Source organism: Phenylobacterium sp., from assembly GCF_031984885.1.
In the GTDB taxonomy this organism is placed as follows: Bacteria; Pseudomonadota; Alphaproteobacteria; order Caulobacterales; family Caulobacteraceae; genus Phenylobacterium.
Map to the genome: position 1 here is coordinate 25905 of NZ_DAMABV010000019.1, position 23730 is coordinate 49634.

The window sequence follows — 23730 nt, forward strand, 5'->3', positions numbered from 1 at the left end:
CACGCGCAACGTCCTCGGGGCAGGTCCGTTCACGCGACGAACCGGCGGCGTGGGAACGTCCGGGGCTCGGCATGAGTTCAGCCTGTCCAAGCTATGCTTCAGGAGGGGGAGGGCGCGTTGGGGGAGACTTGGGTCCGATCGGCCGCGGCGGCGTTGAATGCGCACAGAGTTGCTGGGCTCAAGCCGGCCTTGGGAGTAGACCAGCAGGCAGGCCCCGATCTCAGGCGGTGCGTCGATGTCTGAGCTGAACCGTGTCACCCTGTCCGAGCGCGTCGGCGAGGCTGGCGCGATTGTGACCGGCGGCGCCGACAAGACCGCGGTGCTCTACCAGTTCACGGACCGGCTCTTTCGCGCTCGCTCGGCCGACGATGTCTATGACGCCGCGCTGGGCGCTATCTGCGAGGCGGTGAATTGCGAGCGCGCCTCCATCCTGCTGTTCGACGACGCCGGCGAGATGCGCTTTGCTGCCTGGCGGGGTCTGTCCGCCGAGTATCGCGAGGCGGTCGCCGGCCACACACCCTGGCGTCAGGGCGAGACCGACGCGCGGCCGATCATGGTGGAGGACGTCGCCCAGACCGACGACCCGCTCAAGCATACGATCCTGGCCGAGGATGTCCGCAGTCTCGCCTTCATACCCCTGACCGCCAGCGGCGGCGTCATCGGCAAGTTCATGATCTACTATGCGAAGCCCAGGCGCTTCAGCGACCAGGATATCGAGCTGGCCCTGACGATTGGGCGGCAGGTGAGCTTCAGCCTGGAGCGCCTGCGCTCGGAGACGGCGCTTCGCCTGGAGCGGGAGCTGCTGCAGTCCATCATCGACCGCATTCCGGTGATGATCACGGTCTATGAACCGCGGCGGGCCTTGCTCCGCGTCAACAGGGCGTTCGAAGAGGTCCTCGGGTGGAGTAGCGAGCCCGCCGATACGGCCCTGATGGAGCGCCTGCTCCCCGATCCTGAAGTCCGCGAAAAGGTCCGCGCCTTCATGGAAGCCTGCCCGGAGGATTGGCTGGACGTGTCGATGGCCACACGCGCCGGCGGGCGCGTGGAAACCAGCTGGGCCAACGTCAGGCTTTCGGACGCCACGCAGGTCGGCATCGGCCTCGATATCACCACGCGCAAGCGGGGCGAGGCGGCGCTGCGGCGATACGCGACGCGCATGGAACTGCTCAACCGCATCATGCGCACCCTGTCGAGCGACCTCGAACTCAACCACATCTTGCAGGAGGCGACCGACAGCGCGACTCGCCTGACGGGCGCCCGGTTCGGGGCGTTCTTCTACAATCCGCGCGATGGCGGCGAGGACGGCTATCAGTTGCAGGCCCTGTCAGGGGGCTCGCGTGAGGCCTTCGGAAACATGGGATCGCCGCATGTCACCGACCTCTTCGGCCCGACCTTTCGCGGCGAGGAAGTCGTCCGCGTCGACGACGTGACCCTGGACCCGCGCTATGGGCAGCGCGCGCCGCATTTCGGCATGCCCGCGGGCCATCCCCCGCTCCTCAGCTATCTGGCGGCGCCGGTCGTCTCGCGCTCAGGGGAGGTGCACGGAGGGCTGTTCTTCGGACATGAGCAGCCCGGCGCCTTCAGCCAGGAGGATGAAGACCTGGTCAGCGCCATCGCGGCCCAGACCGCCATCGCCCTGGATCATGCCGGGCTGCTGGCCGCCAAGCAGCGGGAGATCGAGCAGCGGCGGCAAGCGGAGTTTGCCGCCCAGCGGCTGGCAGCGATCGTCGAATCCTCGGAAGACGCCATCCTCGGCAAGGACCTCAACGGGATCATCACCAGTTGGAACGACGCGGCCGAACGCATGCTCGGCTACAGCGCCGACGACGTCATCGGCAAGTCGATGATGATGATGGTTCCCACCGATCGCCTCGAAGAGGAGGGGCGCATCCTGGCCAAGATTCGGGCGGGTGAGCGCATTCCACCCTTGGAGACCACCCGGCTGTGCAAGAACGGACAGGAGTTGCCGGTGTCGTTGTCGGTATCTCCCGTGCGCAACGCCGATGGCATGATCGTGGGCGCGTCGACCATCGCCCGGGACATCACCGAGCGCCGGGAGGCCGAGGCGCGGCGGGAGCTCTTGCTCCGCGAAATGGATCATCGGATCAAGAACCTGTTCACGCTGGCCGGGGGCCTCGTGACCTTGAGCGCTCGCCAAGCCGCCGATCCGGCCCAGTTGGCCAGCATGGTTCGCGAGCGCCTGGCGTCCCTGGCCAGAGCCCATTCCTTGACGCTTGAGGGCCGCGGCGCCGTCGGAGCGACCAGCCTCCACGCCCTGATTGCAACCATTCTCTCGCCCTACGACGACACTGGCGCCCGCGTCGCGATCGAAGGGCCGGACGTGACACTGAACGGCGGAGCGGTGACCGCGCTGGCCCTGCTGCTCCACGAACTGGCGACCAACGCCGCCAAGTATGGCGCGCTGTCGAGCGAAACCGGGCACATCAAGGTCTCCTGCGCCCAGGCAGGTGAGCGCTTTACGCTGATCTGGATCGAGCGCGGCGGGCCGGGGGGCACGGCCCAGGTCGCCGAGGGGTTCGGATTCAAACTGATCGGCGCCACGGTAAAGGGACAACTGGCTGGCGAGATCAGCCGCGAATGGCGGCAGGAGGGCCTCGTCGTCAGCATCTCGGTATCCAGCGAACGCCTGACCGGCGGCGAGCGCCCGGAGGCCGGCCAGGACCGCGGGAACTGAGCCTGGCCCTGGGCTGGGGCGGCGGGCGCGAACTAGTCTCGGGCGAGCAGCGCGCGCAGTTCGGCCGTGGCGACCTTTTCCACCATCGAGCGGAGCAGGTCGGCGGTCAGGCGGATTCCATGCGGCTGCTTGAAGCTGGCCAGGGCCAGGGCGCAGGCGTCCTGGATGCGCTGGACCAGATCGTCGGTCGCATCCCTCATGGGGGTGACGAAGGACACCGGGACCTCGTCCAGCATCGGGTGCTTCTGGCGACAACGGCGACCTTGGCGACGCCGGGTATGCATGCCCGCGGTGAGGCTTCACCGACGCGATGGCGCTCTGAAATTTCAGTTCTGTATCTGCCGCTTCCGCGTCTAGCCGCCATGCGTCTCCGACCAAATCTGGCGTAGTCACGGCCTAAGACAGCGGCATGAACACGCCCCGTCTCTCCGGCTCTCGCGTCAACAACTTTCTAGGCTGCGCCCACCACGCGGCGCTCTGGCTCGACGGGGCCTCGACGCGCGGGAGTATGAACCTCCCACGATCTATTTCGGATCGCTTGAGGTGGGCTTCCGGATCCGCCTTCCGAAACCTCCAAAGGCGGCGGAGGGGAGCGCCGCGGTCGCCAGGGGCTCCACCGCCCGGACAACGGCCCTTTCGCGCCCCAGGAGACCGCTGATGAGCTGGATCATCTTGGCGTTTCTGCTGCTGATGCTGATGCTGATGCTGATACTGATCGGCGTCGGCGGCGCCCCCGTCATCTGGTTGATCTCGATCATCGCCGTGCTGGCCTGGTGGACCTTCAGGGCCTTGGTGACGATCGTGGTCGGGCTGGTCTGCGCCCTCCTGCTACCGATCCTCAAACTGATGGACCCCGAAACCTGGGAAGCCGTGCGCCGATCGGTGCGCGAAAAGCGGCGCTGAGCGGGGTCTAACGTGGTTCGAATGGTGATGTATAATTCATCAATTATGACGAGTTGTGGGGGTTTTTAGCCTTAAATCGGCAAATTCACGGAATTAGTGATTCATAAAATCAAGTTCCACAATTCATCACTTTTGATGGTATACGAGGAAAAACCCACGCAAGGCATCAGGAGTGACGACTTATGAAGTTCACAAACTTCCTCACTGACGAAGCCGCGCTTAGCGAGATTGGCGAACGCATTTCGCGCCTCCGCTTAGATCGAGCCTGGACGCAAGCCGACCTCGCCGAGGCGGCAGGCGTTTCAAAGAGCACGATCGAACGCCTCGAAAACGGGTCGTCAACGCAGCTTGGCAATTTGCTACGGGCGCTTCGTGCGCTTGGGGCGCTGGAGAACCTTGAACTCCTACTCCCCCCGAGCGGGCCGCGCCCAATCGAAATGCTTGAGCGCCACGGCAAGATGCGTCAGCGGGTCCGTAGCTCTGCTCCTTCAAGCTCGAGCGCGCCATGGACCTGGGGTAAGCGCTAATGCCGACCCTCGCGGAGGTCCGCCTCTGGGGCCGTCGCATCGGCGCGGTCTCCCTCCTCGACGGGGAAACCGTCACGAGCTTTCAGTACGATCCGGCGTTCCTCTCCAGCGGCATCCAGGTGGCGCCGCTTATGATGCCGCTTGGGCCGGGGGTATTCAGCTTCCCCGCCCTAAACCAACGAAGCTTCCACGGACTCCCCGGGATGCTCGCCGACTCCTTGCCCGATCGCTACGGCAACACCCTCATTGATGCTTGGCTGGCGACCCAAGGGCGCTCGCCGGAGAGCTTCAACGCCGTCGAGCGCCTCTGCTACACCGGGGCGCGCGGCATGGGCGCACTAGAATTCTCGCCTGCGATTGGACCCCGCCCCCGCAAAGCGAACCGTATCCAACTCGACCGGCTGGTTGAGCTAGCTTCGGAAGTCCTGACCCACCGCAACAACCTGAGGGCCTCCTTCACGGATGAGAGGAAGGCAGACGCGCTGCGCGACATCCTTCGTGTCGGCACCTCTGCCGGCGGGGCCCGAGCAAAGGCGGTGATCGCCTGGAACCCAGCCACGAATGAGGTGAGATCCGGTCAGGTCGATGCCGGGCCAGACTTCGAGTACTGGCTGATCAAGTTTGACGGCGTCGAAGGAAATAGGGATCGGGAACTCGCTGATCCGAAGGGCTATAGCGCCGTCGAGTTCGCCTATTCGCTAATGGCGCGCGCCGCCGGAATCAAGATGCCGGAGACTCGGCTAATGGAAGAAGGCGGCCGGCGGCACTTCATGACCCGCCGCTTCGACCGCCTGGCCGATGGCGAGAAGCTTCATGCACAGTCTCTAGCCGCTCTCGCGCACTTCGACTTCAACGACGCCGGCGCTCATTCCTACGAACAGGCGATCTTGATCATGCGCCAACTTGGTCTACCGATGGCCGCGCTTGAGGAGCAGTTCCGTCGCATGGCCTTCAACATCGTTGCGAGAAATCAAGACGACCACGTCAAGAACATCGCCTTCCTCATGGACAAGGGGGGCGCTTGGTCCCTCTCTCCAGCCTTCGACATCACGTGGTCCTACAACCCGACGGGCGAGTGGACGTCGCAGCACCAGATGTCGATGAACGGCAAACGCGACGGCTTCGAACGCGCCGACTTCGACGATTTCGCTGACAACGCCTCCCTTAGTCACCCCCGCACCCGCGAGATCCTCGACGAAGTCGTAACCGCCGTCAGCCGCTGGCAGGAATTCGCTGAAGCTGCACAGGTGAATGATCATTGGATCGGCGACATCGAACGATCGTTCCGGCTCCTCGCGTCGCGTTCGGAGACCGCAAGCAGCGGGATGTGGTGATTGTTACTCTTCTTCGCCCGCGGGTTCTTCCGGTAGCGGATGGTGAGCATCTTTGTGCGCTCAGGATCGAGCGATCGGGACGCGCTCTTGGCCCAGTGCCGGGGCGTGATCGCGGCAGCTGGACTTCCGAGGCCCCGAGAATCGCGACGCAATGGTTCTCCAGCGTAAGTTGGGGGCGCTCATGGGAAGGCGGGAGTTGGGCTTCGCGCGTCTGTCCGCAAACGAACTGGATGACCAGGCGCTGGCGGAGATTTCTGCACTGCTGCCTTTCGTCGGCGGGCGAGAGCCTCCAACGGCGTCTTGGCTGATAGGCCGCGCCTCAGCCGGCGACCTGATTGTCGCTCGACGTCCATGCGGTGCGCAGCCGGAAATCGTCGGAGTCGCCGCCGGAACTGCGGGGGAGGGGGGGCGTGAGGTCGTGGTCGCTGTCGCGGCTACCGCCTCGGCCGGCCTCGCCGCAGAGTTGCGACGGCGGATCGAAGCGTCGCCTTTGACGGTCTCGCTCTTCCGGCGATGGAAACGGGCTCCTCTCGGACCCTTCTAGAGTTGCACATGGCGGCGCGGTTGCACGTTGCCTGCTAAGATTCTCTCCGTCGATGCGGCCGGCCCCGCGCGGCAAGGGCGCCGGGCATGCGAGAACCTGCGGCCCGTGGGCTCGACGTGCGCGCAGCCTTGCTGGCGATCTCGCGGCCGCGTTCGAGGGAGAGCTTGCCGAAGCCCCTCAGCGGTTGCGTCGCATCGGTCACTCGGCCCCCGGATCGCGTGAACAAATCACCGGTGCGGCGACCTTGAATGCGACTCCATCAGGATCGTTGGCGGCGGTAGGGCGGCCAAATGCTCGTCCAACGACGGCTTTTGTCGCCCGCTAAACGGGGCCGCGCCGCTTACTATATGCTTACTAGCATAGCCATAAGCCAGATTGTGGGGAGCTGGTGGTCCTCTAAGTGCTTGAAACACTTAGAGGACCGTGGTGCCGCCGGGCAGGATTGAACTGCCGACCTCAGCCTTACCAAGGATGCGCTCTACCACTGAGCTACGGCGGCGAAAGGCGAGGCGGGGGCTATAGCCAAACCCGCCGCCGGTGGAAAGCCCCAATATGCAGAAACTGCGCTTGACCTGTGGGCCGTCTCGCCGCACCCCGGTTTTCGATGGGAAAGCAGGACAAAACCCCCGCAAACGCGCGCGAGGCGCAACTGGCGGCCGCGCTGCGGGCCAATCTGCGCCGGCGCAAGGCGGGCCCCAAGCCGCCGCAGCCGCCCGCGCCGGGGGCGGACGAATCGGACAAGGCTTCGTGAAGGCGGGTCCCACGGCGGGCCTGCCGCTTTTCGGCGCCGCAGCGGCGCGATAGATAGCGGCCGAGGGGTTCGACAAGCGCGACCATCGCGCCAGGACCCGCCGAGGGACACGTTTGGATCGCATCGCCATCACCGGCGGCGCACGGCTGGTGGGCGAGATCCCCATCAGCGGCGCCAAGAATTCCGCCATCAAGCTGATGGCGGCCAGCCTGCTCACCGACGAACCGCTGCGCCTGACCAACATGCCCCGCCTGGCCGATACGCGGCTGCTGGCGCGGCTGCTGCGGCGGCTGGGAACCGAGGTGGTCGAGCAGGAGGGCGAGGACGGCGCCGAGACGGTGCTGCACACCCGCGAGATCGTCAGCGCGCTCGCCCCCTACGACCTGGTCCGCCAGATGCGGGCCTCGTTCAACGTGCTGGGGCCGCTGATCGCGCGCACCGGCCACGCCAAGGTCTCGCTGCCGGGCGGCTGCACCATCGGGGCGCGGCCGGTCGACCTGCACCTGGAGGCGCTGCGGGCGCTGGGCGCGTCGATCGACCTGCACGAGGGCTATGTCTACGCCCAGGCCCCGCGCGGCCTGGCCGGGGCGGAGATCGTCTTCCCGTTCGTCTCGGTGGGGGCGACCGAGCACGCCATGCTGGCCGCGGTGCTGGCCAAGGGCGAGACGGTGCTGAAGAACGCCGCCTGCGAGCCGGAGCTGGGCGACCTGGCCGACTGCCTCAACGCCATGGGGGCCAAGGTGTCGGGGGCGGGGACCTCGACCATCGTCATCCAGGGGGTGGAGCGGCTGCACGGGGCGACCCATTCGGTGATCCCCGACCGCATCGAGACCGGCACCTATGCCCTGGCCGCGGCGATGGCCGGGGGCGAGGTGCGGCTGACCCGGACCCGCTGCGACTTCATCGACGCGCTGCTGGTGAAGATGGTCGAGGCCGGGGTCGAGGTGACGCGCCACGACGACGGCATGACCATCCGGCGCAACGGCGGGCGGCTGAGGGCGGTGGAGATCGCGACCGACCCCTATCCGGGGTTCGCCACCGACCTGCAGGCGCAGTTCATGGCGCTGATGACCCTGGCCGACGGCGAGAGCGTGATCCGCGAGACCATCTTCGAAAACCGCTTCATGCACGCGCCGGAGCTGTCGCGGCTGGGGGCCGAGATCTCGGTGCAGGGCGGCGAGGCGCGGGTGCGCGGGGTGGAGTCGCTGGACGGGGCGCCGGTGATGGCCACCGACCTGCGCGCCTCGGTCGGGCTGGTCATCGCCGCGCTGGCCGCGCGGGGGGAAACCATGGTCAGCCGCGTCTATCATCTGGACAGGGGCTTCGAGCGCCTGGAAGAAAAGCTCAGCGCCTGCGGGGCGAACGTGCGCCGGATCGCCGGAGCCGGCGGCGGCGAGCCGGAGGAATGAGATGACGCAAGCGACCCCGCTGAGGCTGCTCGCCGAGGACGCCGAGGACCTGAAGGTGATCGCCGCGGCGTTGCAGGACGCGGTCGGCAAGATCGGCGACATCTCCTACGAGCCGGCCGCGCGGCGGCTGACCCTGGCGTTCAACCGCTATCGCTGGGAAGGCGAGGGCGGCGAGCGGGTGCGCGCGGCGCTGCAGCTCGGCGGAGTGCTGCAGGTCCAGGCCCGCAAGCTGCGCCGCAACGCTAGGGACGCGGTGATCGAACTGCTGGACGTGGGGTTCGAGCCGGGCGAGGCGCCGGGCGGGGCGGTCAGCTTCACCTTCGCCGGCGGCGGCGACCTGCGCGCGCAGGTGGAATGCCTGGACGTGGTGCTGGCCGACGTCAGCGCCCCCTGGGCGACGCCGCGGACGCCGAAGCACGATCTTTAGGGCGTAAGGCCCCTTACCCGCTCATCCCGGCCTTCGCCGGGATGAGCGGGGACCCTAGCCCTGCAAAGCCCTGGCGTCTAAAGAGCGCGCATGCGCCGCTTCTCCTTTTCCGAGCCCGGCTTCGAAGCCGCTTTCGCCGCCTTCATCGACGAGCGTCGCGAGACGCCCGAGGAGGTCGACGCCGCCGTGCGCGACGTGCTGGCGGCGGTGCGGGCCGAAGGGCTGGAGGCGCTGCTGCGCTTCGCCCGGCAGTTCGATAAGGTCGAGATCGACGAGCACAACATCCGCGTCTCGGCCGAGGAGATCGAGGAGGGCGCGGCCCAGTGCCCGCCGGCTGTGCGCGAGGCCATCGCCTTCGCCGCGGCGCGGATCGGCGCCTATCACGCCCGCCAGCGGCCGGCGGACGCGGCCTTCGTCGACGAGGCCGGGGTGGAGCTGGGCTGGCGCTGGACGCCGCTGGAGGCGGTCGGGATCTATGTGCCCGGCGGGCGCGCGGCCTATCCCTCGACCGTGCTGATGAACGCGGTGCCGGCCAGGGTGGCGGGCGTCGAGCGCATCGCCATGGTGACCCCGCCCGGACGCCTGCAGCCGGCGGTGCTGGCCGCGGCCAAGGAGGCCGGCGTGACCGAGATCTGGCGCGTGGGCGGGGCGCAGGCGGTGGCGGCGCTGGCCTATGGCGCCGGGCCGATCAGGCCGGTCGACAAGATCGTCGGGCCGGGCAACGCCTATGTCACCGCGGCCAAGCGGCGGGTCTACGGCACGGTGGGCATCGACGCCCTGGCCGGGCCCTCGGAGATCGTGGTGGTGGCCGACGGCGCCAACCGCCCCGACTGGATCGCCGCCGACCTGTTGAGCCAGGCCGAGCACGACCCGGCCGCGCAGTCGATCCTGATCACCGACGACGAAGCCTTCGCCGCCGCGGTCGAGGCGCAGGTGCAGGAGCAACTGGCGACCCTGACCACCGGCGAGGACGCCGCGGCCTCGTGGCGCGACCACGGGGCGGTGGTGATCGCGCCGCTGGATGAGGCCCCGCGCCTGGTCGACCTGATCGCGCCCGAGCACGTCGAGTTCGCCCTGGAGAACCCCGAGCGGCTGTCGGACAAGGTGCGCCACGCCGGGGCGATCTTCCTGGGCCGGGTGACGCCCGAGGCGATCGGCGACTATGTCGCCGGCTCCAACCACGTGCTGCCGACCAGCCGCGCGGCGCGGTTCTCGTCGGGGCTGTCGCTGTACGACTTCATCAAGCGCACCTCGATCGTGAAGTGCGACGCCGCGGCGTTCGCGGTGCTGGGGCCGCATACGGTGGCGCTGGCCGAGTCCGAGGGGCTGCCCGCCCACGCGCGCTCGGCGGCGATCCGGCTGGGGCAGTAGCGAGCCCCGCGCAACGAAGCTGAACAGTTCCTGTCGATCTCGTCCCGGAGGCCGTTCAGGTCGCGGCCGCTAGGGTCTGCGTCATCGGGGCCGCACCGGCCGCCAAGAGATGAATGACGGAGACCAGCAAATGCGCAATCTGATGAACGGCAAGCTGGCTGTGGTCGCCCTGTCCGGCGTGATCGCGGCGAGCGCGGTCGGGACCGCCAACGCCCAGCAATACCGTGCGCCGACCGGCGGCGGGATCGGTTCGGTGGTGAGCTGCGACGCCCAGGGCAACAAGCAGGCCGGCGGCGCGCTGATCGGCGCCCTGGTCGGCGCGGCGGCCGGTTCGAACCTGGCCAAGAACGACCGCGGCACGGGCACGGCCATCGGCGCCGTCGCCGGCGCGGCCACCGGCTCGTATGTCGGCTGCAAGATGCAGCGGGACGAGGCGGCGCGCGGCGGCTACGCCCAGCCGTCGTATCGCCCGGCGACCTACACCCAGAACGGTTATCGCCTGAACCGCGACGTCGCCCCCGCGACCTTCCAGCGCGACGGCGGCGGGTTCGTCGCCCGCTCGACCCTGAACCTGCGCGCGGCGCCGACCACCCATGCGGCCCGGGTGGGGACGCTGCGGGCCGGCGAGAGCTTCCAGGCCCTGGCCCGGGTGCGCGGCACCGACTGGATCCTGGTCGGCCAGGGCGGCGTCGGCGTCGGCTATGTCCACGGCGCCTATGTCCGGCCCACGGGCTACCAGTACGCCCGCTACTAGGCAGGACCATCCATGGTTCGTCATGGGCGGGCCGTGAGGTCCTGGCCATCCCCGGCACGCATGCGCGGCCGGGGATGACGATCAGAGAGCGTGGGCAAGGTCGGGTCATTAGGCGATCGCCCCCGGCAGCCTCGAATCCGCCTGACCTGACGCCCGGTGAACACGCCGGGCGTCTTTTCTTGTGCGCGGGGGGCAAGATCGCACTTGGCAGGATGACGTCAGGGGGCGGTTTGCAATAAAGCTCCGGTCAAGCCCTCTTTCGCAGCGCCATGGCCGACGAAGACCGTATCAAGCACCGCCTGCAGTCAGTCGAGATCGACGAGGAATCCCTCGCCGCGGTTTCGCGCGACCAGGAGCAGGAGCGGCAGATCGCGATCTTCGACCTGCTGGAGGAGAACTATTTCAATCCCGAAGGCGCCGAGAGCGGCCCCTACGACCTGCGCATGGGGCTGATGGAGAACCGGCTGGTGCTGGACGTGCGCGGCCCGCACTACGAGAAGCGCCACATCCTCTCGCTCTCGCCGTTCCGCGGGCTGATCAAAGACTACTTCATGATCTGCGAGAGCTACTACCAGGCGATCCGCAACTCCTCGCCCCAGCAGATCGAGGCGCTGGATATGGGCCGCCGGGGGCTGCACAACGAGGCCTCGGACCTGCTGCGGACGCGGCTGCAGGGCAAGGTCGAGACCGACCTCGACACCTCGCGCCGGCTGTTCACGCTGATCTGCGCCCTGCACTGGCGAGGCTGAAGGTGGCGTCATCCCAGCCGAGGGCGCCGCTGCCGGGCGCCGTTCTGTTCGCCTGCAACTTCAACCGCGTGCGCTCGCCCATGGCCGAGGCGCTGCTGAAGCGCGCCCTGGGCGACCGGGTCTATGTCGACAGTTGCGGCCTCAAGCACGAGCCGGCCGAGGCGGGCGAGGGGGCCGACCCGTTCGTACGCTCGGTGATGGGGGAGATCTCGGTCGACCTGGCCGACCACGCGCCCAAGACCTTCGACGAGCTGGACGACGCCTCGTTCGACCTGGTGATCTCGCTGACGCCCGAGGCGCAGCACCGGGCGGTGGAGATGACCCGCGGCCGCGCGGCGGAGATCGAATACTGGCCGACCTTCGACCCGACCCTGGCCGAGGGATCGCGCGAGGCGCGGCTGGCGGCCTATCGCGAGGTGCGCGATCATCTGGCCAAGCGGATCGCCGAACGCTTCCCGCGCTAGCCTTCCGGCCGTTGAGGGCGTAAAGCCCTCTGCGCCATAATTGGATTGCACGCCACGGCTCGCGCCGCGACACACAGCGCGAGCCGTTGGTGATTCGATAAACACCACTTGGGAGCCTGCATGGCTAAAGAAGAGCTTTTGGAGTTTCCGGGCGTGGTCAGCGAAGTCCTGCCCAACGCGACCTTCCGCGTGAAACTCGAGAACGACCACGAGATCATCGCCCACACCGCCGGCAAGATGCGCAAGAACCGCATCCGCGTGTCGGCCGGGGACAAGGTGCTGGTCGAGATGACGCCCTATGACCTGACCAAGGGCCGCATCACCTTCCGCGTCCGCTAGAGGCCGCTTGCCGAAGATGCCGCCGCAGCGCCTGGTGCTGGCCTCAGCAAGTCCCAGGCGGCTGGATCTCCTGCGCCAGGTCGGGCTCGAGCCCGACGAGATCGTGGCCGCGGAGATCGACGAAACCCCGCTCAAGACCGAGACCCCGCGCCTGACGGCGCTGCGCCTCGCGTGCGCCAAGGCCGCGAAGGTCGCCCAGGCGCGGCCGGGCGACTTCGTGCTGGCCGCCGACACGGTGGTCAGCGTCGGGACCCGCATCCTGCCCAAGGTGGAGACCCGCGAGGAGGGCCGCCGCTGCCTGGAGCTGCTGTCGGGCCGCGCGCATCGGGTGCTGACCGGCGTGGCCGTCGCCGCGCCCGGGGGCAGGACCGCCAGCCGGCTGGTCGAGAGCCGCCTGCACTTCAAGCGCCTGACCGGCGCCGAGATCGAGGCCTATCTCGATGGCGGCGAGGGCGTCGGCAAGGCCGGCGGCTATGGGATCCAGGGCAAGGCCGGCGCGTTCGTGACCTCGATCCAGGGCTCCTATCCGGCGGTGGTCGGCCTGCCGCTCTATGAGACGCTGAACCTTCTGCGCGGCGTGGGATTCGCCTCGGCATGAGCGGGCGCACTCTTTTTCTGGATCGCGGGATCGGCGAGAGCCGCGGGGTGCTGCTGCTGGACGGCGCGCCCGAGCGGCTGCTGATCGAGCGCGACGGCGACGACGCCCGCACCCGGCTGGGCGCGCGGCATGTGGGCCGGGTGCGCAAGGTCGAGCCGGCCTTCGCCTCGGCCTTCGTCGACCTGGGCGGCGTCGAGGCGCTGCTGTCGTTCAGGCCCGACGCGCGGCCGGTCGAGGGCCAGTCGCTGGAGGTCGAGATCCGCAGCGAGCCGCGGGACGGCAAGCTGGCCACGGTGCGGGTCATCGGCCCGGCGCAGGGGGCGCCCAGGCTGCTGAGCCCCGCGCCGAGCCTGGCCGAACAACTGGCCGCCTTCGCCCGCGACGCCGAGATCATCGAGGGCCGGGAGGCCCGGCTGGTCGCCGACGAGGCGCAGGACGAGGCGCTGCAGGTCGTCCACAAGCTGCCCGGCGGCGGCGACATCGCCATCGAGCCGACGCGGGCGCTGGTGGCCATCGACGTCGACATCGGCGAGCGCAAGGGCAATGACGTCAAGCGCGTCACCCGCGCGGCCAACCACGCGGCCCTGGCCCAGGGCGCGCGGCTGCTGCGGCTCAAGGGGCTGGGCGGCATCGTGGTGTTCGACCTGGTCGGGCGCGGCCACGACGGCAATGCGCTGCTGACCGCGGCGCGGGCCGCGTTCGGCCCCGACAATCCCGGTGTTGCGATCGGCCCAGTCGGGCGTTTCGGCACCATGGAGATGACCATTCCGCGGCGCACGGCGCCGTTGAGCGACATCCTCTGCGACGGGCGCGGGAACTTGAGCGACCTGACCCTGGCGCTGCGCCTGATCCGGGCGATCGAGACCGAGGGCGCGGTCGAGCCCGGCGCGCGGCTGGAGGCCAGGTGCCATCCGGCGGTGGCGCAGGCGGCCGGGCCCTATGCCGAGCAACTGGCCGGCAAGATCGGCGCGCGCTTCACGATTCGCCCCGAACCGGCCCTGGCGCGCGAGCGCTTCGAGGTGAGGGCGCCATGAGCGCGCCGTGCCCGATCTGCGGCAAGCCGGCCCAGCAGGAGTACCGGCCGTTCTGCTCCAAGCGGTGCGCGGACGTGGACCTGCAGCGCTGGCTGAGCGGCCGCTACGCCATTCCGTCGACGGACGACGAGGCGGAAGACGACGGAAGCGAAGAAGACTGAATCCGCCGCTGGACAGGCGAGGACGCCTCTTCTATAGACGCGGCTCCCGCGCAGGCGGGACCTGCTTTCGCCCTCCGCGGAACGGCCAGGGCCTGGGTAGCTCAGTTGGTAGAGCAGCGGATTGAAAATCCGCGTGTCGGTGGTTCGAATCCGCCCCCAGGCACCATTTCTTTTTCAATTAAATCAACGATTAAGCGGTGTGCGGCCCATGCGCGGCGACGCCCGAGATATCTCTTCAGGAATTTTCAGCAAAATCAGAGATTTGTCCCGATCTTTCCGGGCCTTTCGTGGGCGGTCGCGCATTTTTCACGCATTTTCGGGGCTCAGCCAGGAGCACAGCGGTGCGCGCGGCATTGTCAGCTTAGCCGCGAGTGCGCCATCTTCAGCGGATGAAATGGCTGAGCTTCTTGGCAACAGTCGCGGTGTTGCTTGCGATGGTTGACGGTGTCCACGCGCAAGCATCCCGCGCGGAGCCCAAACCCGGCGATATTTACGAACTCACGCTCACCCGCGAGATGGCGGAGCAGGACAACCAGGGCGGCACAGCAAGCTCACACGATAAAGACACGCTGATCGAAAGCGTCGTCGAAGTGCGGGCCGACGGCCTGGAGTTGCAATACGACTTGCCGAAGGATGCGACGGCGCAAGAGCGGGCGAGCGACTGGCATTTGCCAGCTCGGGTCTTCAAGCGAGTCGATGGCGCTACGCGGTTGAGTAACCCCGCGGAACTGGAGGCGCGCATCGATGGTTGGCTCAAGAGCGGCGGGATGACCCGTGCCCATTGCGGCCAGCTCATTTTCACTTGGAACGCCTTCCGCATCGACTGCGACCCACAGTCGGTGATTGGGATGATCGAGAGGTTCGATCTGACGTCGTTCGAAGCCCGTGAGGGAGCGTTGTATAAATCCCCCGACGCAGGTGGAGCGGCACGTCTCACAAGAGGCGCCTCGGGATCGACCCTCGTCGCCGAGACGCCAGTCGATCCTGACGCAGTGCGCCGAGCTCAAGCGGAAACCGACATCGCGGTCGCACAGCTCATGAAGAAGCCGCTGACCCTTGAGGAAGCGCTTCGGGAGCGCGCCAAGGATACTGTTTCCGGAACCGTCGCCGTGACGTTTGAGATCTCCTCTGCGGGGGATGTGTGGCGGCGAGCCACGGTAACCAAGCTCGAAATCGGGCGTCCGAATGGCCGGCTGGAAAGTCGGACAACCAGCGAGACGCTTGAGCGGCGCCTGGTCGCGGCACGCTAAAACCGAGACCTCGTTCCGCTCCGACGTGCTTCGCGAGTGGCGCACCGCCCGCGCACTGCTTTCCCTATTCTTCTACATGCAGTTTCGTCCGCGGCTGGATCGTCGCTGGCTAGGCGCGCGCGTCCTTCAGCACCTCCCTCATGGCCGTCCACGCCGCCAGCTTGCGCTCGAACCCGATGGTGTGGGCGGGGCTGCTGGAGGGGAGGGCGATCAGGGCGAGGTCGGTGCGCTCGGCGAGGATCCTGGCGCCGAGGGCGGCGGCCTTGCCGCCGTTGAAGGCGACGGCGCGCAGGGCCGGCAGGCGGGCGCAGAGCTGCGGCAGGGCGTTGGGCCGGTGGTCGCGGATGGCGGTGTCGAGGCTGCCGGGGCGGACCGCCGAGCCGACCACGTCCCAGAGCCCGACGCCGGCCGCGAGCAGGGCCTCCAGGCGCTCGGCGTAGGGCAGGGCGGCCAGCGGCCGGCCGGTCACCTCCTGCATCAGCCGCCAGAACTGGTTCTGCGGGTTGGCGTAGTATTGGGCGGCGGCCAGGGAGCGCTCGCCGGGCAGGCTGCCGAGCACCAGCAGGCGGGTGCGCGCGTCGGCGACGGGCGCGAAGGAGGCCTTGCGGCGGTCGGCGGCGGACTGGGGCATGGCGCGATCATCGCCCAAGGTCGGCGCCGCGGCCAGCGGCCGCGCCGACACCGCGTCGGCGCGTTTTCGGCGCCGATTTTTGCGTTTCGAGGCCCGCAGACGAGGTTTCCGTTTCGTTAAGGGGGCGGCCGCGGCGGATATGGGGCCGAATCTGCCCGACGCGGGCGTCGCGGCCCTGCCGCCCGGCCGTGGCGCCCGGGACACGCCTTGGTGGGCGTCGCAGGGCCGATTGCCGAACGCCGGTTGACTCGGGGGGCTCGGACTCTCATGTCCCCGGCGCGATGGTCCGATGACCGAAATTCATGCGGACGGGCGCCGAATGGTCAGGCTGGGCGCGGTTATTTTGAGACCCGCGTTCCGCCAGGAATGCTGCGTCGCAACATAAAAGCGGCGCCAAAAGTAGAAATTCGGCGTGCTTTGCTTGGGCCGGCCGTTGTGCGCCGCAACATTACGCTCGTCCGCCCCGACTTCCTGGGGTCGCACCCCTCAGCATGGCCTCTTGACGCTTGGAAAAGGGGTTGCCAAAGGACCCCTGCCGCACGTCTAACATTGCGGTAAGATTTCGGGTTCCCCTCGGGGAGCGCGATTTCGCTCCCGTATCCGAACGCCCAGTTTCACGTACGTGGAAATAGGCGCCAGGGTCGGGCGCAGCGAAGCGGCTCTCGCGCTTTGGCTGGGCGACCAGGCAGGGCGACGGGCTATTTAGTTAGGGTGGGAGACGCTCTCGCGCGACGACCCTTCGGTCCAAACGTGCTAGACCAATCAGGAACTGGCGACAGATGCTCGACAATAAACGAAAGACCCCTTTCATCGCTCTCATTGGCGCGGTCGCGCTGATGGCGAGCGCGCCGGCGTTCGCGCAGGAAGCCGCCCCGGCTGCTCCGGCCGTCGCCGACGCCGCGGCCGCCCCGGCTGCCGACGCCGCCGCCCCGGCCGCTGATCCGGCCGCCGACGTGGCCCCGGAACAAATCCAACATGCCGGCAAGCTGACCGTCATGCAGATGTTCCTTGACGCCGAACCGGTCGTTAAGGTCGTCATGATCGGCCTGGTTCTGGCCTCGATCCTCTCCTGGACCCTGCTGGTCACCAAGCTGCTCGAGTTCGGCTCGCTGAACAAAACCTCGGACCGCTTCGTCGAAGCTTTCCGCGGCGCCAAGTCGGTGAACGACATCGGCCGCATCGCCCTGTCGGACGAATTCGAAGGCAACCCGCTGGCCGACATGGCCGCCGCGGCGACCCAAGAAGTCGAACTGTCCCGTCAAGCCGGCCTGGCCGTCTCGGGCACCCACCGCGAAACCACGCTGCACCGGGCTGAAGCCGCGGTCGGCGCGGTCCAAGCCAACCTCGGCAAGCGTCTGTCGAGCGGCATGCAGTTCCTGGCCTCCGTCGGTTCGTCCGGTCCGTTCATCGGTCTGTTCGGCACCGTGTACGGGATCATGAACTCCTTCATCGGCATCGCGAACACCAACACGACCAACCTGGCCGTCGTCGCCCCCGGCATCGCCGAAGCGCTGCTCGCCACCGGTATTGGTCTGTTCGCCGCTATCCCGGCCGTTATCTTCTACAACTACTTCCAGACCCGCATCTCGGCTTACGGCGCGCGCACGGAAGGCTTCGTTGCTGAACTGATGAACGCCATCTCGCGGCAGCTCGACAAAGGGGCGTAACCCACATGGGAGCCAAACTCTCAGGTTCTGGGGGTGGCAGGTACGCGGTCGAGGCGAACAGCGAAATCAACGTGACGCCCTTCGTGGACGTTATGTTGGTGCTCCTGATCATCTTCATGGTTGCGGCGCCCATGGCCGCCGTGACCGTGCAAGTTAATCTTCCGCCCGCGGTCGCCAAACCATCTACGAACCCTCCGAAACCCGTTTACATCAGCATCCAGGCTGGCGGCACCATCTACATCGGTGACACCCGCGTGGAGATGGCGGACATCGGAGACAATCTGCGCAGCACGATCGGGCAACGTAATCCGGAGAAGGAACGCATCTTCATCCGCGCCGACAAGGACGTCCTCTACGGGGACTTCATGGGCGTCATGAACATGCTTCAGGACAACGGTTTCTACAGCGTGGCCCTGATCGGCGAAGACAAGAACTAGGAGGGGGTGACGAATGGCTGAAACCACCGACACTACCCACCAAGAGCACCACGAGCGCAGTGTCTTCGACGAGCCGAAGAAGAAGCGGAACACTGGCGTCACTGTCGCCATTGTCGGCTCCATCATCGTGCACGCCGGTCTTGGTTACTATTTGTACAAGTCCAAGTTCGAGCCCAAGTATCGGGAGTACTCGGATGACGTGACGGACGTGGCTATTATCAAGCCCGCGCCGCCGCCGCCTCCGCCGCCCCCGCCGCCGCCGCCGAACACGCCGCCGCCGCCTCCGCCGAAGCTGCAACCGCGGCCTCCGGTGAACGTGCCGGCCGACATTCCGCAGATCCCCCCTCTGCCGGTTCCCCCGGTCGAGAAGCGGATCGAGACGCCGGAACCGCCGAAGGCCGCCCCGCCGGCCCCGCCGCGTCCGTCGGTGATTACGAACCCGGACTGGGCTCGTCGTCCCTCGGGCGAGGACATCGCGCGGTACTATCCGGATCGCGCGATGCGGATGAACGTCGAGGGCCGGGCTACGCTTAGCTGCTCGGTGACGGCGAAAGGGAGCCTCGAGAACTGCGAAGTGGTTTCCGAGGAACCCGCGAACCAGGACTTCGGCTCTGCGGCCATGCGGTTGAGCAAGCTCTTCCGGATGCGTCCGAAGACCCAGGACGGCGCGCCCGTCGAGGGCGGCACGGTGCGGATCCCGATCCGCTTCGTGCTTCCGAAGGGCTAAGCCCGTCGGATCCGACCAAAGGATCAGGCCCCGGAGCTTCGGCTCCGGGGCTTTTTCTTTGCCCGCGAAGGCGGCGTGCGAAATTCTTTGCGGGAGAACACATGGCCGCAGGCGCGAACCCTTGATCGCGCGGCGCGGTGCGACTAGAAGGGCCGCTCCGCGATGCGCCGCCTTAGCTCAGTTGGTTAGAGCGCTAGATTGTGGCTCTAGAGGTCCCCCGTTCGAACCGGGGAGGCGGTACCATCGCAGGACAGAAAAAGCCCGGGGCCGAGCCCCGGGCTTCTTCGTTTCGGCGATGAGGCCCGCAGCTCAGAGGCTGAGGTTCAGCAGGGCCGGATCGCCGCCCTGGGCGGTGATGTCGACGCTGATCGCCCGCTCGACGGCGTAGCGCGACAGCGAGTTGGGGCCGCCGGCCTTGGGCCCGGTGCCCGACAGGCCCTCGCCGCCGAACGGCTGCACCCCGACCACCGCGCCGATGATCGAGCGGTTCACATAGACGTTGCCGGCCGGGACCAGGCCGCGCACCTCGCGCGCGAAGGCGTCGATGCGGGAGTGGACGCCGAGCGTCAGGCCATAGCCCTGGCCAGCCAACTCGCCGGCGACCCTGGTCAGGTCCGAGGGCTCGTAGCGGACCACATGCAGGATCGGGCCGAACACCTCGCGTTCCAGGAACCTGGCCGACGGGATCTCGGCCAGGACCGGGCCGAAGAAGGTCCCGGCGCCGGGCGCGTCGAGGCGGTGCAGGACCTTGGCTTCGCGCTCCAGGCGCTGCAGGTGCGCGGCCAGCGTCGCGCGGGCCTCCTCGTCGATCACCGGGCCGACGTCGGTGGCCGGGTCGGCCGGGTCGCCGACGACCAGGGCGTCCATGGCCCCCATGATGGTCTCGATCACCTGGTCGGCGGTGTCGCTGGGCAGGAACAGGATGCGCAGGGCCGAGCAGCGCTGGCCGGCCGATCCGAAGGCCGAGAGCACCACGTCGTCGACCACCTGTTCCTTCAGCGCCGTGGTGTCGACGAACATGCCGTTGAGGCCGCCGGTCTCGGCGATGAACGGGATGATCGGGCCGGGACGCGCGGCCAGGGCCTGGTTGATCCGCCGGGCGGTGTCGGTCCCGCCGGTGAAGGCGACGCCGTCGCACGCCGGGTGGGCGGTCAGGGCCGCGCCGACGGTCTCGCCGCGGCCGGGGACGAGGGCGAGCAGGGCGGGGGGCAGGCCGGCCTCGTGGAACAGGGCCACGGCCTGGGCGGCGATCAGCGGGGTCTGCTCGGCCGGCTTGGCCAGCACGGCGTTGCCGGCGGCCAGGGCGGCGGCGACCTGGCCGGTGAAGATGGCCAGCGGGAAGTTCCACGGGCTGATGCAGACGAAGACGCCGCGGCCATGGAGCTCCAGGCTGTTGGTCTCCCCGACCGGCCCTTTCAGGGTTTCGGGCCCGGCGAACCTGGTCTGGGCCAGGTGGGCGTAGTAGCGGCAGAAGTCGACCGCCTCGCGCACCTCGGCGATGCCGTCGGCCAGGGTCTTGCCGGCCTCGCGCGCGCAGATGGCGATCAGGCGCTCGGCATCGGCTTCCAGGGCGTCGGCCATGGCCCGCAGCACCTCGGCGCGGCGGAAGCCGCCCAGGGCGTCCCAGGCGCCTTGGGCGGCGCGGGCGGCGGCGAAGGCGGCGTCGATCTGGGCGACCGAGGCCTCGCGCACCTGGCCGACGACGACGTTGGTCTCCGAGGGGCTGAACACCGTCTGCGCCTGGCCGGCCGCGGGACCGGCGCTCAGCGGCTGCAGGGCGCGGGCGGCGTGGTGCAGGCGGGCGGCCTCCTCGGGGATCGAGAGGTCGAGGCCGGCCGAGTTCCGGCGCTCGGCGCCATAGATGTCGGCGGGGCGCGGGATCTTCGGGTGCGGGCCGACGCCGGCCCTCTCCACGGCGGCGATGGGGTCGACCACCACGTCCTCGGCGGGCACGCGCTCGTCCAGCAGGGCGTGGACGAAGGAGGTGTTGGCGCCGTTCTCCAGCAGGCGGCGGACCAGGTAGGGCAGCAGGTCCTCGTGGCCGCCGACCGGGGCGTAGGTGCGCACGATCGCCCCGTCGCGCAGGCTCTCGGCGGCGCGGTAGAGGGCCTCGCCCATGCCGTGCAGGCGCTGGAACTCGATCTTCACGCCGGCCGCCTTGGCCATGGCGTCGACCGCGGCCAGGGTGTGGGCGTTGTGGGTGGCGAACTGGGCGTAGACCTGCGGGCCGGCGGCGATCAGGGCGCGGGCGCAGACCAGGTAGGAGAGGTCGGTGGCGGCCTTGGTGGTGAACACCGGATAGTCGGGGCGGCCGTTCACCTGGGCGCGCTTGATCTCGCTGTCCCAATAGGCGCCCTTGACCAGGCGGACCATCAGCCGGCGGCCGCTGTCCCTGGCGATCTCGGCGACGCGGGCGACCGTGAGCACGGCGCGCTTCTGGTAGGCCTGGACCGCGAGGCCGAGGCCCCGCCAGGCGCCGAGGTCGGGCTCGCGCGCCAGGCGGTCGAGAAGCTTGAGCGAGAGGACCAGGCGGTCGGCCTCCTCGGCGTCGATGGTGAAGTTGAGGTCGTGGCGCGCGGCGATCAGGGCCAGGCGCCTGAGGCGCGGATAGAGCTCGGTCCAGACGCGGGCCTCCTGGGTGGCCTCGTAGCGCGGCGAGAGGGCCGAGAGCTTGACCGAGACGCCGTGGCCGGCCTCCGGCCCCGCGCCCTTCGAATGCCTGCCCACGGCTTCCAGCGCCTCGGCGTAGGCCTGCTCGTAGCGGGCGGCGTCGGCGGCGGTGCGGGCGCCTTCGCCCAGCATGTCGAACGAGCAGACCTGGCCTTCCTTGGCCGCGCGCTTCAGGGCGCCTTCGATGGTGCGGCCCAGGACGAACTGCTCGCCCATGATGCCGATGGCCTGCGCGACCGCCTTGCGGACCACCGGCTCGCCGATCCGCTCGACCAGCCGGCGCAGGAAGCCGGGCGGGTCGCGGCGGGCCTCCTCGTCGACGTCGACGATGCGGCCGGTCAACATCAGGCCCCAGGTCGAGGCGTTGACGAACAGGCTGTCGGATTGGCCCAGGTGGCTGGCCCAGTCGGCGCCGCCGATCTTTTCGGCGATCAGCCGGTCGCGGGTCTCGGCGTCGGGGGTGCGCAGCAGCGCCTCGGCCAGGCACATCAGGGCCAGGCCCTCGCGGGTGCCGAGGCTGAACTCCTGCAGGAAGCTCTCGACCACGCCCTGGCGGTTGGCGGCCTTGCGGGCGGTGCGGACCAGGTTCTCGGCCTGGGCGCGGACCGTGATCTGCTGCTGGGGGCTCAAGGGGCGGGCGGCGAGCAGGCCGGTCACGGCCTCCGTCTCGTCGCGGTGCTTGGCGGCGGGATCGTCCAGGGCGGTCCAGGAGGTCATGGGCGGGAGCCTTCGCGGGTTGTTTCCTGTCGTCCGGCGTATCGGCTATGATGGCGGATGTCCGACGGACCTTTGGCGGTCATGCCGGATATCTGCGCATCGGGAGGGGCATGTGGCGGAGAACGTGCATCTGGACGACACCGACCGGCGGCTGCTGCGGGTGCTGCAGCGCGACGGGCGGATCAGCAACCTGGACCTGGCCCAGCAGTCCCACCTGTCGCCCTCGGCCTGCTCGGACCGGGTGCGGCGGTTGCGCGAGCGCGGGGTGATCACCGGCTTCGCCGCCATCCTCGATCCCAAGGCCATCGACCGCGCGCTCCTGATCTTCGTGGAGGTCCAGCTCGACCGCACAACGGGCGACACCTTCACCGAGTTCGCCAAGGCCGCGCGGCGCACGCCCGAAATCCTCGAGTGCCACATGGTGGCGGGCGGCTTCGACTACCTGATCAAGGCGCGGGTCAGCGACATGGAGGCCTATCGCAGCTTCCTCGGCGATGTGCTGGTCGGCATGCCCGGCGTGCGCGAGACGCGGACCTATGCGGTGCTGGAGGAGGTGAAGTCGGTGACCGAGCTGCCGGTGTAGCATCCCTGGGGGCATCCCGGTCTTGCTTCGCAAACCGGGATGACACCCTTGAGTTCCTCCCCTCTTGGGGGAGCATCTGCTCGGGGCCTAGTACCCCGCCTTGCGGTTGACCAGGCCCTCGACCGGCTGGCCGGCGCGAAAGCGGGCGATGTTGGCGGCGATGAAGGCGCTGGCGGAGGCGGGGTCGGTGACCGCGGCGACGTGCGGGGTCACGGTGATCTGCGGGTGGGACCAGAACGGGTGGTTGCGGGGCAGGGGCTCGGCGTCGAACACGTCGAGGACGGCGTGGGAGAGGGCGCCGGCGTCGAGGGCGGCGATCAGGTCCTCCTCGACCAGGTGGCCGCCGCGGGCGAGGTTGATCACCGCCGCGCCGCGCTTCATCCGCGCGAACACGGCCGAGCAGAGGATGCCGCGGGTGCGGTCGGTCAGGGGCAGCAGGTTGACCACATAGTCGCTGGTGGCCAGCAGGGTCTCCAGGTCGCCGAGCCGGCGGCTCCAGCCGTAGGTCTGGAAGCCGATGGATTCCAGCAGGTTGGCGGCGGCGCTGGCCATCTCGCCATAGCCGAGGAAGCCGACGCGGCGCGCGCTGGCCGGGGCCTGGGGCAACTGGCGCCAGAGGCCGCGCCGCTGCTGGGCGGCGTAGGCCGGGGCCTGGCGGTGCAGGGCCAGGACGTGGGCGGCGACGGCCTGGGCCATCTGGGCGGCGAGGCCAGGGTCGATCAGCCGGGCGATCGGCGCGGCCGGCAGGTCGGGATCGTTCAGCAGGCCGTCGACCCCGGCCCAGGCCGACTGCACGAAGGCCAGGTTCGGCAGGGCGGCGAGCGCGCCCGGGGCCGGGTTGGCGACCACGGCGATGTCGGTCTCGGGCGTGGGATCGGGGGTGATCGCCTCACCCGGCAGGGCGGCGCGCAGGGCCTCCAGCCAGCGGGTTTCGGCTGCCGATGAAAGGCGATTCAGGAAGGTTATGGCCATGGGCTTCCAGTAACCT

The 23730-nt window shown here is 68.7% G+C and carries 23 protein-coding genes and 3 tRNA genes; 21 read left to right on the forward strand and 5 right to left on the reverse strand.

Annotated features, from left to right (window positions below):
• The first annotated feature begins 235 nt into the window (after window positions 1-235).
• Complete coding sequence (locus tag RTL41_RS19185) at window positions 236-2695, forward strand: PAS domain S-box protein (protein WP_312166800.1); 2460 nt, start codon at window positions 236-238, stop codon at window positions 2693-2695.
• Between the two features lie 32 nt (window positions 2696-2727).
• On the opposite strand, the gene RTL41_RS19190 is transcribed toward RTL41_RS19185, so the two are convergent.
• On the reverse strand, window positions 2728-2931 hold the full coding sequence (locus RTL41_RS19190) for a hypothetical protein (RefSeq protein ID WP_312166801.1): 204 nt from the start codon (window positions 2929-2931) through the stop codon (window positions 2728-2730).
• A gap of 421 nt (window positions 2932-3352) precedes the next feature.
• Here RTL41_RS19190 and RTL41_RS19195 point away from each other — a divergent pair, with 421 nt between their 5' ends.
• From RTL41_RS19195 to RTL41_RS19205, 3 genes are all read left to right on the forward strand, one after another.
• Window positions 3353-3598, forward strand: coding sequence for a hypothetical protein (locus RTL41_RS19195; protein WP_312166802.1), 246 nt, complete (start codon window positions 3353-3355; stop codon window positions 3596-3598).
• 182 nt (window positions 3599-3780) lie between these two features.
• Complete coding sequence (locus RTL41_RS19200; RefSeq protein ID WP_312166804.1) at window positions 3781-4125, forward strand: helix-turn-helix transcriptional regulator; 345 nt, start codon at window positions 3781-3783, stop codon at window positions 4123-4125.
• Window positions 4125-5459 carry a HipA domain-containing protein gene (locus RTL41_RS19205; RefSeq protein ID WP_312166806.1) on the forward strand — a complete coding sequence of 445 codons (1335 nt, stop codon included), beginning with the start codon at window positions 4125-4127 and terminating at the stop codon, window positions 5457-5459. Before RTL41_RS19200 ends, RTL41_RS19205 begins: the two co-directional genes overlap by 1 nt.
• Before the next feature lie 968 nt (window positions 5460-6427).
• Here the strand turns inward: RTL41_RS19205 and RTL41_RS19210 are convergent.
• Window positions 6428-6502 (reverse strand) — tRNA-Thr (locus RTL41_RS19210).
• A gap of 365 nt (window positions 6503-6867) precedes the next feature.
• On the opposite strand from RTL41_RS19210, the gene murA reads away from it, so the two are divergent.
• From murA to RTL41_RS19270, 12 genes are all read left to right on the forward strand, one after another.
• Window positions 6868-8163, forward strand: a complete 1296-nt coding sequence (murA, locus tag RTL41_RS19215; RefSeq protein ID WP_312166808.1) for a UDP-N-acetylglucosamine 1-carboxyvinyltransferase — start codon at window positions 6868-6870, stop codon at window positions 8161-8163.
• 1 nt (window position 8164) lies between these two features.
• Window positions 8165-8590, forward strand: coding sequence for a DUF2948 family protein (locus RTL41_RS19220; RefSeq protein WP_312166810.1), 426 nt, complete (start codon window positions 8165-8167; stop codon window positions 8588-8590).
• Between the two features lie 90 nt (window positions 8591-8680).
• Window positions 8681-9961, forward strand: a complete 1281-nt coding sequence (hisD, locus tag RTL41_RS19225) for a histidinol dehydrogenase (protein WP_312166811.1) — start codon at window positions 8681-8683, stop codon at window positions 9959-9961.
• A gap of 130 nt (window positions 9962-10091) precedes the next feature.
• Window positions 10092-10715, forward strand: coding sequence for an SH3 domain-containing protein (locus RTL41_RS19230; RefSeq protein ID WP_312166812.1), 624 nt, complete (start codon window positions 10092-10094; stop codon window positions 10713-10715).
• A 269-nt stretch (window positions 10716-10984) separates the two neighbouring features.
• Window positions 10985-11464, forward strand: a complete 480-nt coding sequence (locus RTL41_RS19235; protein ID WP_312166813.1) for a UPF0262 family protein — start codon at window positions 10985-10987, stop codon at window positions 11462-11464.
• A 2-nt stretch (window positions 11465-11466) separates the two neighbouring features.
• Window positions 11467-11928, forward strand: coding sequence for a low molecular weight phosphatase family protein (locus RTL41_RS19240; RefSeq protein WP_312166815.1), 462 nt, complete (start codon window positions 11467-11469; stop codon window positions 11926-11928).
• 120 nt (window positions 11929-12048) lie between these two features.
• Window positions 12049-12267, forward strand: a complete 219-nt coding sequence (gene infA, locus RTL41_RS19245) for a translation initiation factor IF-1 (protein WP_012522747.1) — start codon at window positions 12049-12051, stop codon at window positions 12265-12267.
• A 16-nt stretch (window positions 12268-12283) separates the two neighbouring features.
• On the forward strand, window positions 12284-12865 hold the full coding sequence (locus RTL41_RS19250) for a nucleoside triphosphate pyrophosphatase (protein WP_312166859.1): 582 nt from the start codon (window positions 12284-12286) through the stop codon (window positions 12863-12865).
• Window positions 12862-13899: a ribonuclease E/G gene (locus tag RTL41_RS19255; RefSeq protein WP_312166821.1), complete on the forward strand. Its 1038-nt coding sequence runs from the start codon at window positions 12862-12864 to the stop codon at window positions 13897-13899. Before RTL41_RS19250 ends, RTL41_RS19255 begins: the two co-directional genes overlap by 4 nt.
• Entirely contained in the window at window positions 13896-14060 is a 165-nt protein-coding gene (gene yacG, locus RTL41_RS19260) for a DNA gyrase inhibitor YacG (RefSeq protein WP_312166822.1), read from the forward strand. The genes RTL41_RS19255 and yacG overlap by 4 nt, the downstream gene beginning before the upstream one ends.
• Before the next feature lie 90 nt (window positions 14061-14150).
• Window positions 14151-14226: transfer RNA gene (locus RTL41_RS19265), tRNA-Phe, on the forward strand.
• Between the two features lie 223 nt (window positions 14227-14449).
• Complete coding sequence (locus tag RTL41_RS19270; RefSeq protein ID WP_312166823.1) at window positions 14450-15310, forward strand: hypothetical protein; 861 nt, start codon at window positions 14450-14452, stop codon at window positions 15308-15310.
• 109 nt (window positions 15311-15419) lie between these two features.
• Here RTL41_RS19270 and RTL41_RS19275 read toward each other — a convergent pair whose 3' ends face one another.
• Window positions 15420-15941 carry a DNA-deoxyinosine glycosylase gene (locus RTL41_RS19275; protein WP_312166824.1) on the reverse strand — a complete coding sequence of 174 codons (522 nt, stop codon included), beginning with the start codon at window positions 15939-15941 and terminating at the stop codon, window positions 15420-15422.
• Between the two features lie 779 nt (window positions 15942-16720).
• On the opposite strand from RTL41_RS19275, the gene exbB reads away from it, so the two are divergent.
• The 4 genes from exbB to RTL41_RS19295 all read left to right on the forward strand — a co-directional run bounded on the left by exbB (window position 16721) and on the right by RTL41_RS19295 (window position 19015).
• A complete protein-coding gene (exbB, locus tag RTL41_RS19280; RefSeq protein WP_312166825.1) occupies window positions 16721-17608 on the forward strand; it encodes a tonB-system energizer ExbB in 888 nt (295 codons plus the stop codon).
• Window positions 17609-17613: 5 nt separating this feature from the next.
• The gene (locus RTL41_RS19285) at window positions 17614-18045 is read left to right on the forward strand and encodes a biopolymer transporter ExbD (protein WP_312166826.1); all 432 of its coding nucleotides are present in this window, start codon (window positions 17614-17616) and stop codon (window positions 18043-18045) included.
• Window positions 18046-18058: 13 nt separating this feature from the next.
• Window positions 18059-18772: an energy transducer TonB gene (locus tag RTL41_RS19290; protein WP_312166827.1), complete on the forward strand. Its 714-nt coding sequence runs from the start codon at window positions 18059-18061 to the stop codon at window positions 18770-18772.
• A 166-nt stretch (window positions 18773-18938) separates the two neighbouring features.
• Window positions 18939-19015, forward strand: a tRNA-His gene (locus tag RTL41_RS19295).
• A gap of 66 nt (window positions 19016-19081) precedes the next feature.
• On the opposite strand, the gene putA is transcribed toward RTL41_RS19295, so the two are convergent.
• The gene (gene putA, locus RTL41_RS19300) at window positions 19082-22159 is read right to left on the reverse strand and encodes a bifunctional proline dehydrogenase/L-glutamate gamma-semialdehyde dehydrogenase PutA (protein WP_312166829.1); all 3078 of its coding nucleotides are present in this window, start codon (window positions 22157-22159) and stop codon (window positions 19082-19084) included.
• Window positions 22160-22283: 124 nt separating this feature from the next.
• Between putA and RTL41_RS19305 the strand changes: the two genes are divergently transcribed.
• Window positions 22284-22742: an Lrp/AsnC ligand binding domain-containing protein gene (locus RTL41_RS19305; RefSeq protein ID WP_409418354.1), complete on the forward strand. Its 459-nt coding sequence runs from the start codon at window positions 22284-22286 to the stop codon at window positions 22740-22742.
• An 87-nt stretch (window positions 22743-22829) separates the two neighbouring features.
• Here the strand turns inward: RTL41_RS19305 and RTL41_RS19310 are convergent, their stop codons facing one another.
• Window positions 22830-23714, reverse strand: coding sequence for a glyoxylate/hydroxypyruvate reductase A (locus tag RTL41_RS19310; RefSeq protein ID WP_312166832.1), 885 nt, complete (start codon window positions 23712-23714; stop codon window positions 22830-22832).
• Between the last annotated feature and the right edge of the window lie 16 nt (window positions 23715-23730).

Coding starts and splice junctions, on each gene's coding strand:
- RTL41_RS19185 (WP_312166800.1), top strand. CDS start 236: ATGTCTGAGCTGAACCGTGTCACCCTGTCCGAGCGCGTCGGCGAGGCT.
- RTL41_RS19190 (WP_312166801.1), bottom strand. CDS start 2,931: ATGCTGGACGAGGTCCCGGTGTCCTTCGTCACCCCCATGAGGGATGCG.
- RTL41_RS19195 (WP_312166802.1), top strand. CDS start 3,353: ATGAGCTGGATCATCTTGGCGTTTCTGCTGCTGATGCTGATGCTGATG.
- RTL41_RS19200 (WP_312166804.1), top strand. CDS start 3,781: ATGAAGTTCACAAACTTCCTCACTGACGAAGCCGCGCTTAGCGAGATT.
- RTL41_RS19205 (WP_312166806.1), top strand. CDS start 4,125: ATGCCGACCCTCGCGGAGGTCCGCCTCTGGGGCCGTCGCATCGGCGCG.
- RTL41_RS19220 (WP_312166810.1), top strand. CDS start 8,165: ATGACGCAAGCGACCCCGCTGAGGCTGCTCGCCGAGGACGCCGAGGAC.
- hisD (WP_312166811.1), top strand. CDS start 8,681: ATGCGCCGCTTCTCCTTTTCCGAGCCCGGCTTCGAAGCCGCTTTCGCC.
- RTL41_RS19230 (WP_312166812.1), top strand. CDS start 10,092: ATGCGCAATCTGATGAACGGCAAGCTGGCTGTGGTCGCCCTGTCCGGC.
- RTL41_RS19235 (WP_312166813.1), top strand. CDS start 10,985: ATGGCCGACGAAGACCGTATCAAGCACCGCCTGCAGTCAGTCGAGATC.
- infA (WP_012522747.1), top strand. CDS start 12,049: ATGGCTAAAGAAGAGCTTTTGGAGTTTCCGGGCGTGGTCAGCGAAGTC.
- RTL41_RS19250 (WP_312166859.1), top strand. CDS start 12,284: ATGCCGCCGCAGCGCCTGGTGCTGGCCTCAGCAAGTCCCAGGCGGCTG.
- RTL41_RS19255 (WP_312166821.1), top strand. CDS start 12,862: ATGAGCGGGCGCACTCTTTTTCTGGATCGCGGGATCGGCGAGAGCCGC.
- yacG (WP_312166822.1), top strand. CDS start 13,896: ATGAGCGCGCCGTGCCCGATCTGCGGCAAGCCGGCCCAGCAGGAGTAC.
- RTL41_RS19270 (WP_312166823.1), top strand. CDS start 14,450: ATGAAATGGCTGAGCTTCTTGGCAACAGTCGCGGTGTTGCTTGCGATG.
- RTL41_RS19275 (WP_312166824.1), bottom strand. CDS start 15,941: ATGCCCCAGTCCGCCGCCGACCGCCGCAAGGCCTCCTTCGCGCCCGTC.
- exbB (WP_312166825.1), top strand. CDS start 16,721: ATGCTCGACAATAAACGAAAGACCCCTTTCATCGCTCTCATTGGCGCG.
- RTL41_RS19285 (WP_312166826.1), top strand. CDS start 17,614: ATGGGAGCCAAACTCTCAGGTTCTGGGGGTGGCAGGTACGCGGTCGAG.
- RTL41_RS19290 (WP_312166827.1), top strand. CDS start 18,059: ATGGCTGAAACCACCGACACTACCCACCAAGAGCACCACGAGCGCAGT.
- putA (WP_312166829.1), bottom strand. CDS start 22,159: ATGACCTCCTGGACCGCCCTGGACGATCCCGCCGCCAAGCACCGCGAC.
- RTL41_RS19310 (WP_312166832.1), bottom strand. CDS start 23,714: ATGGCCATAACCTTCCTGAATCGCCTTTCATCGGCAGCCGAAACCCGC.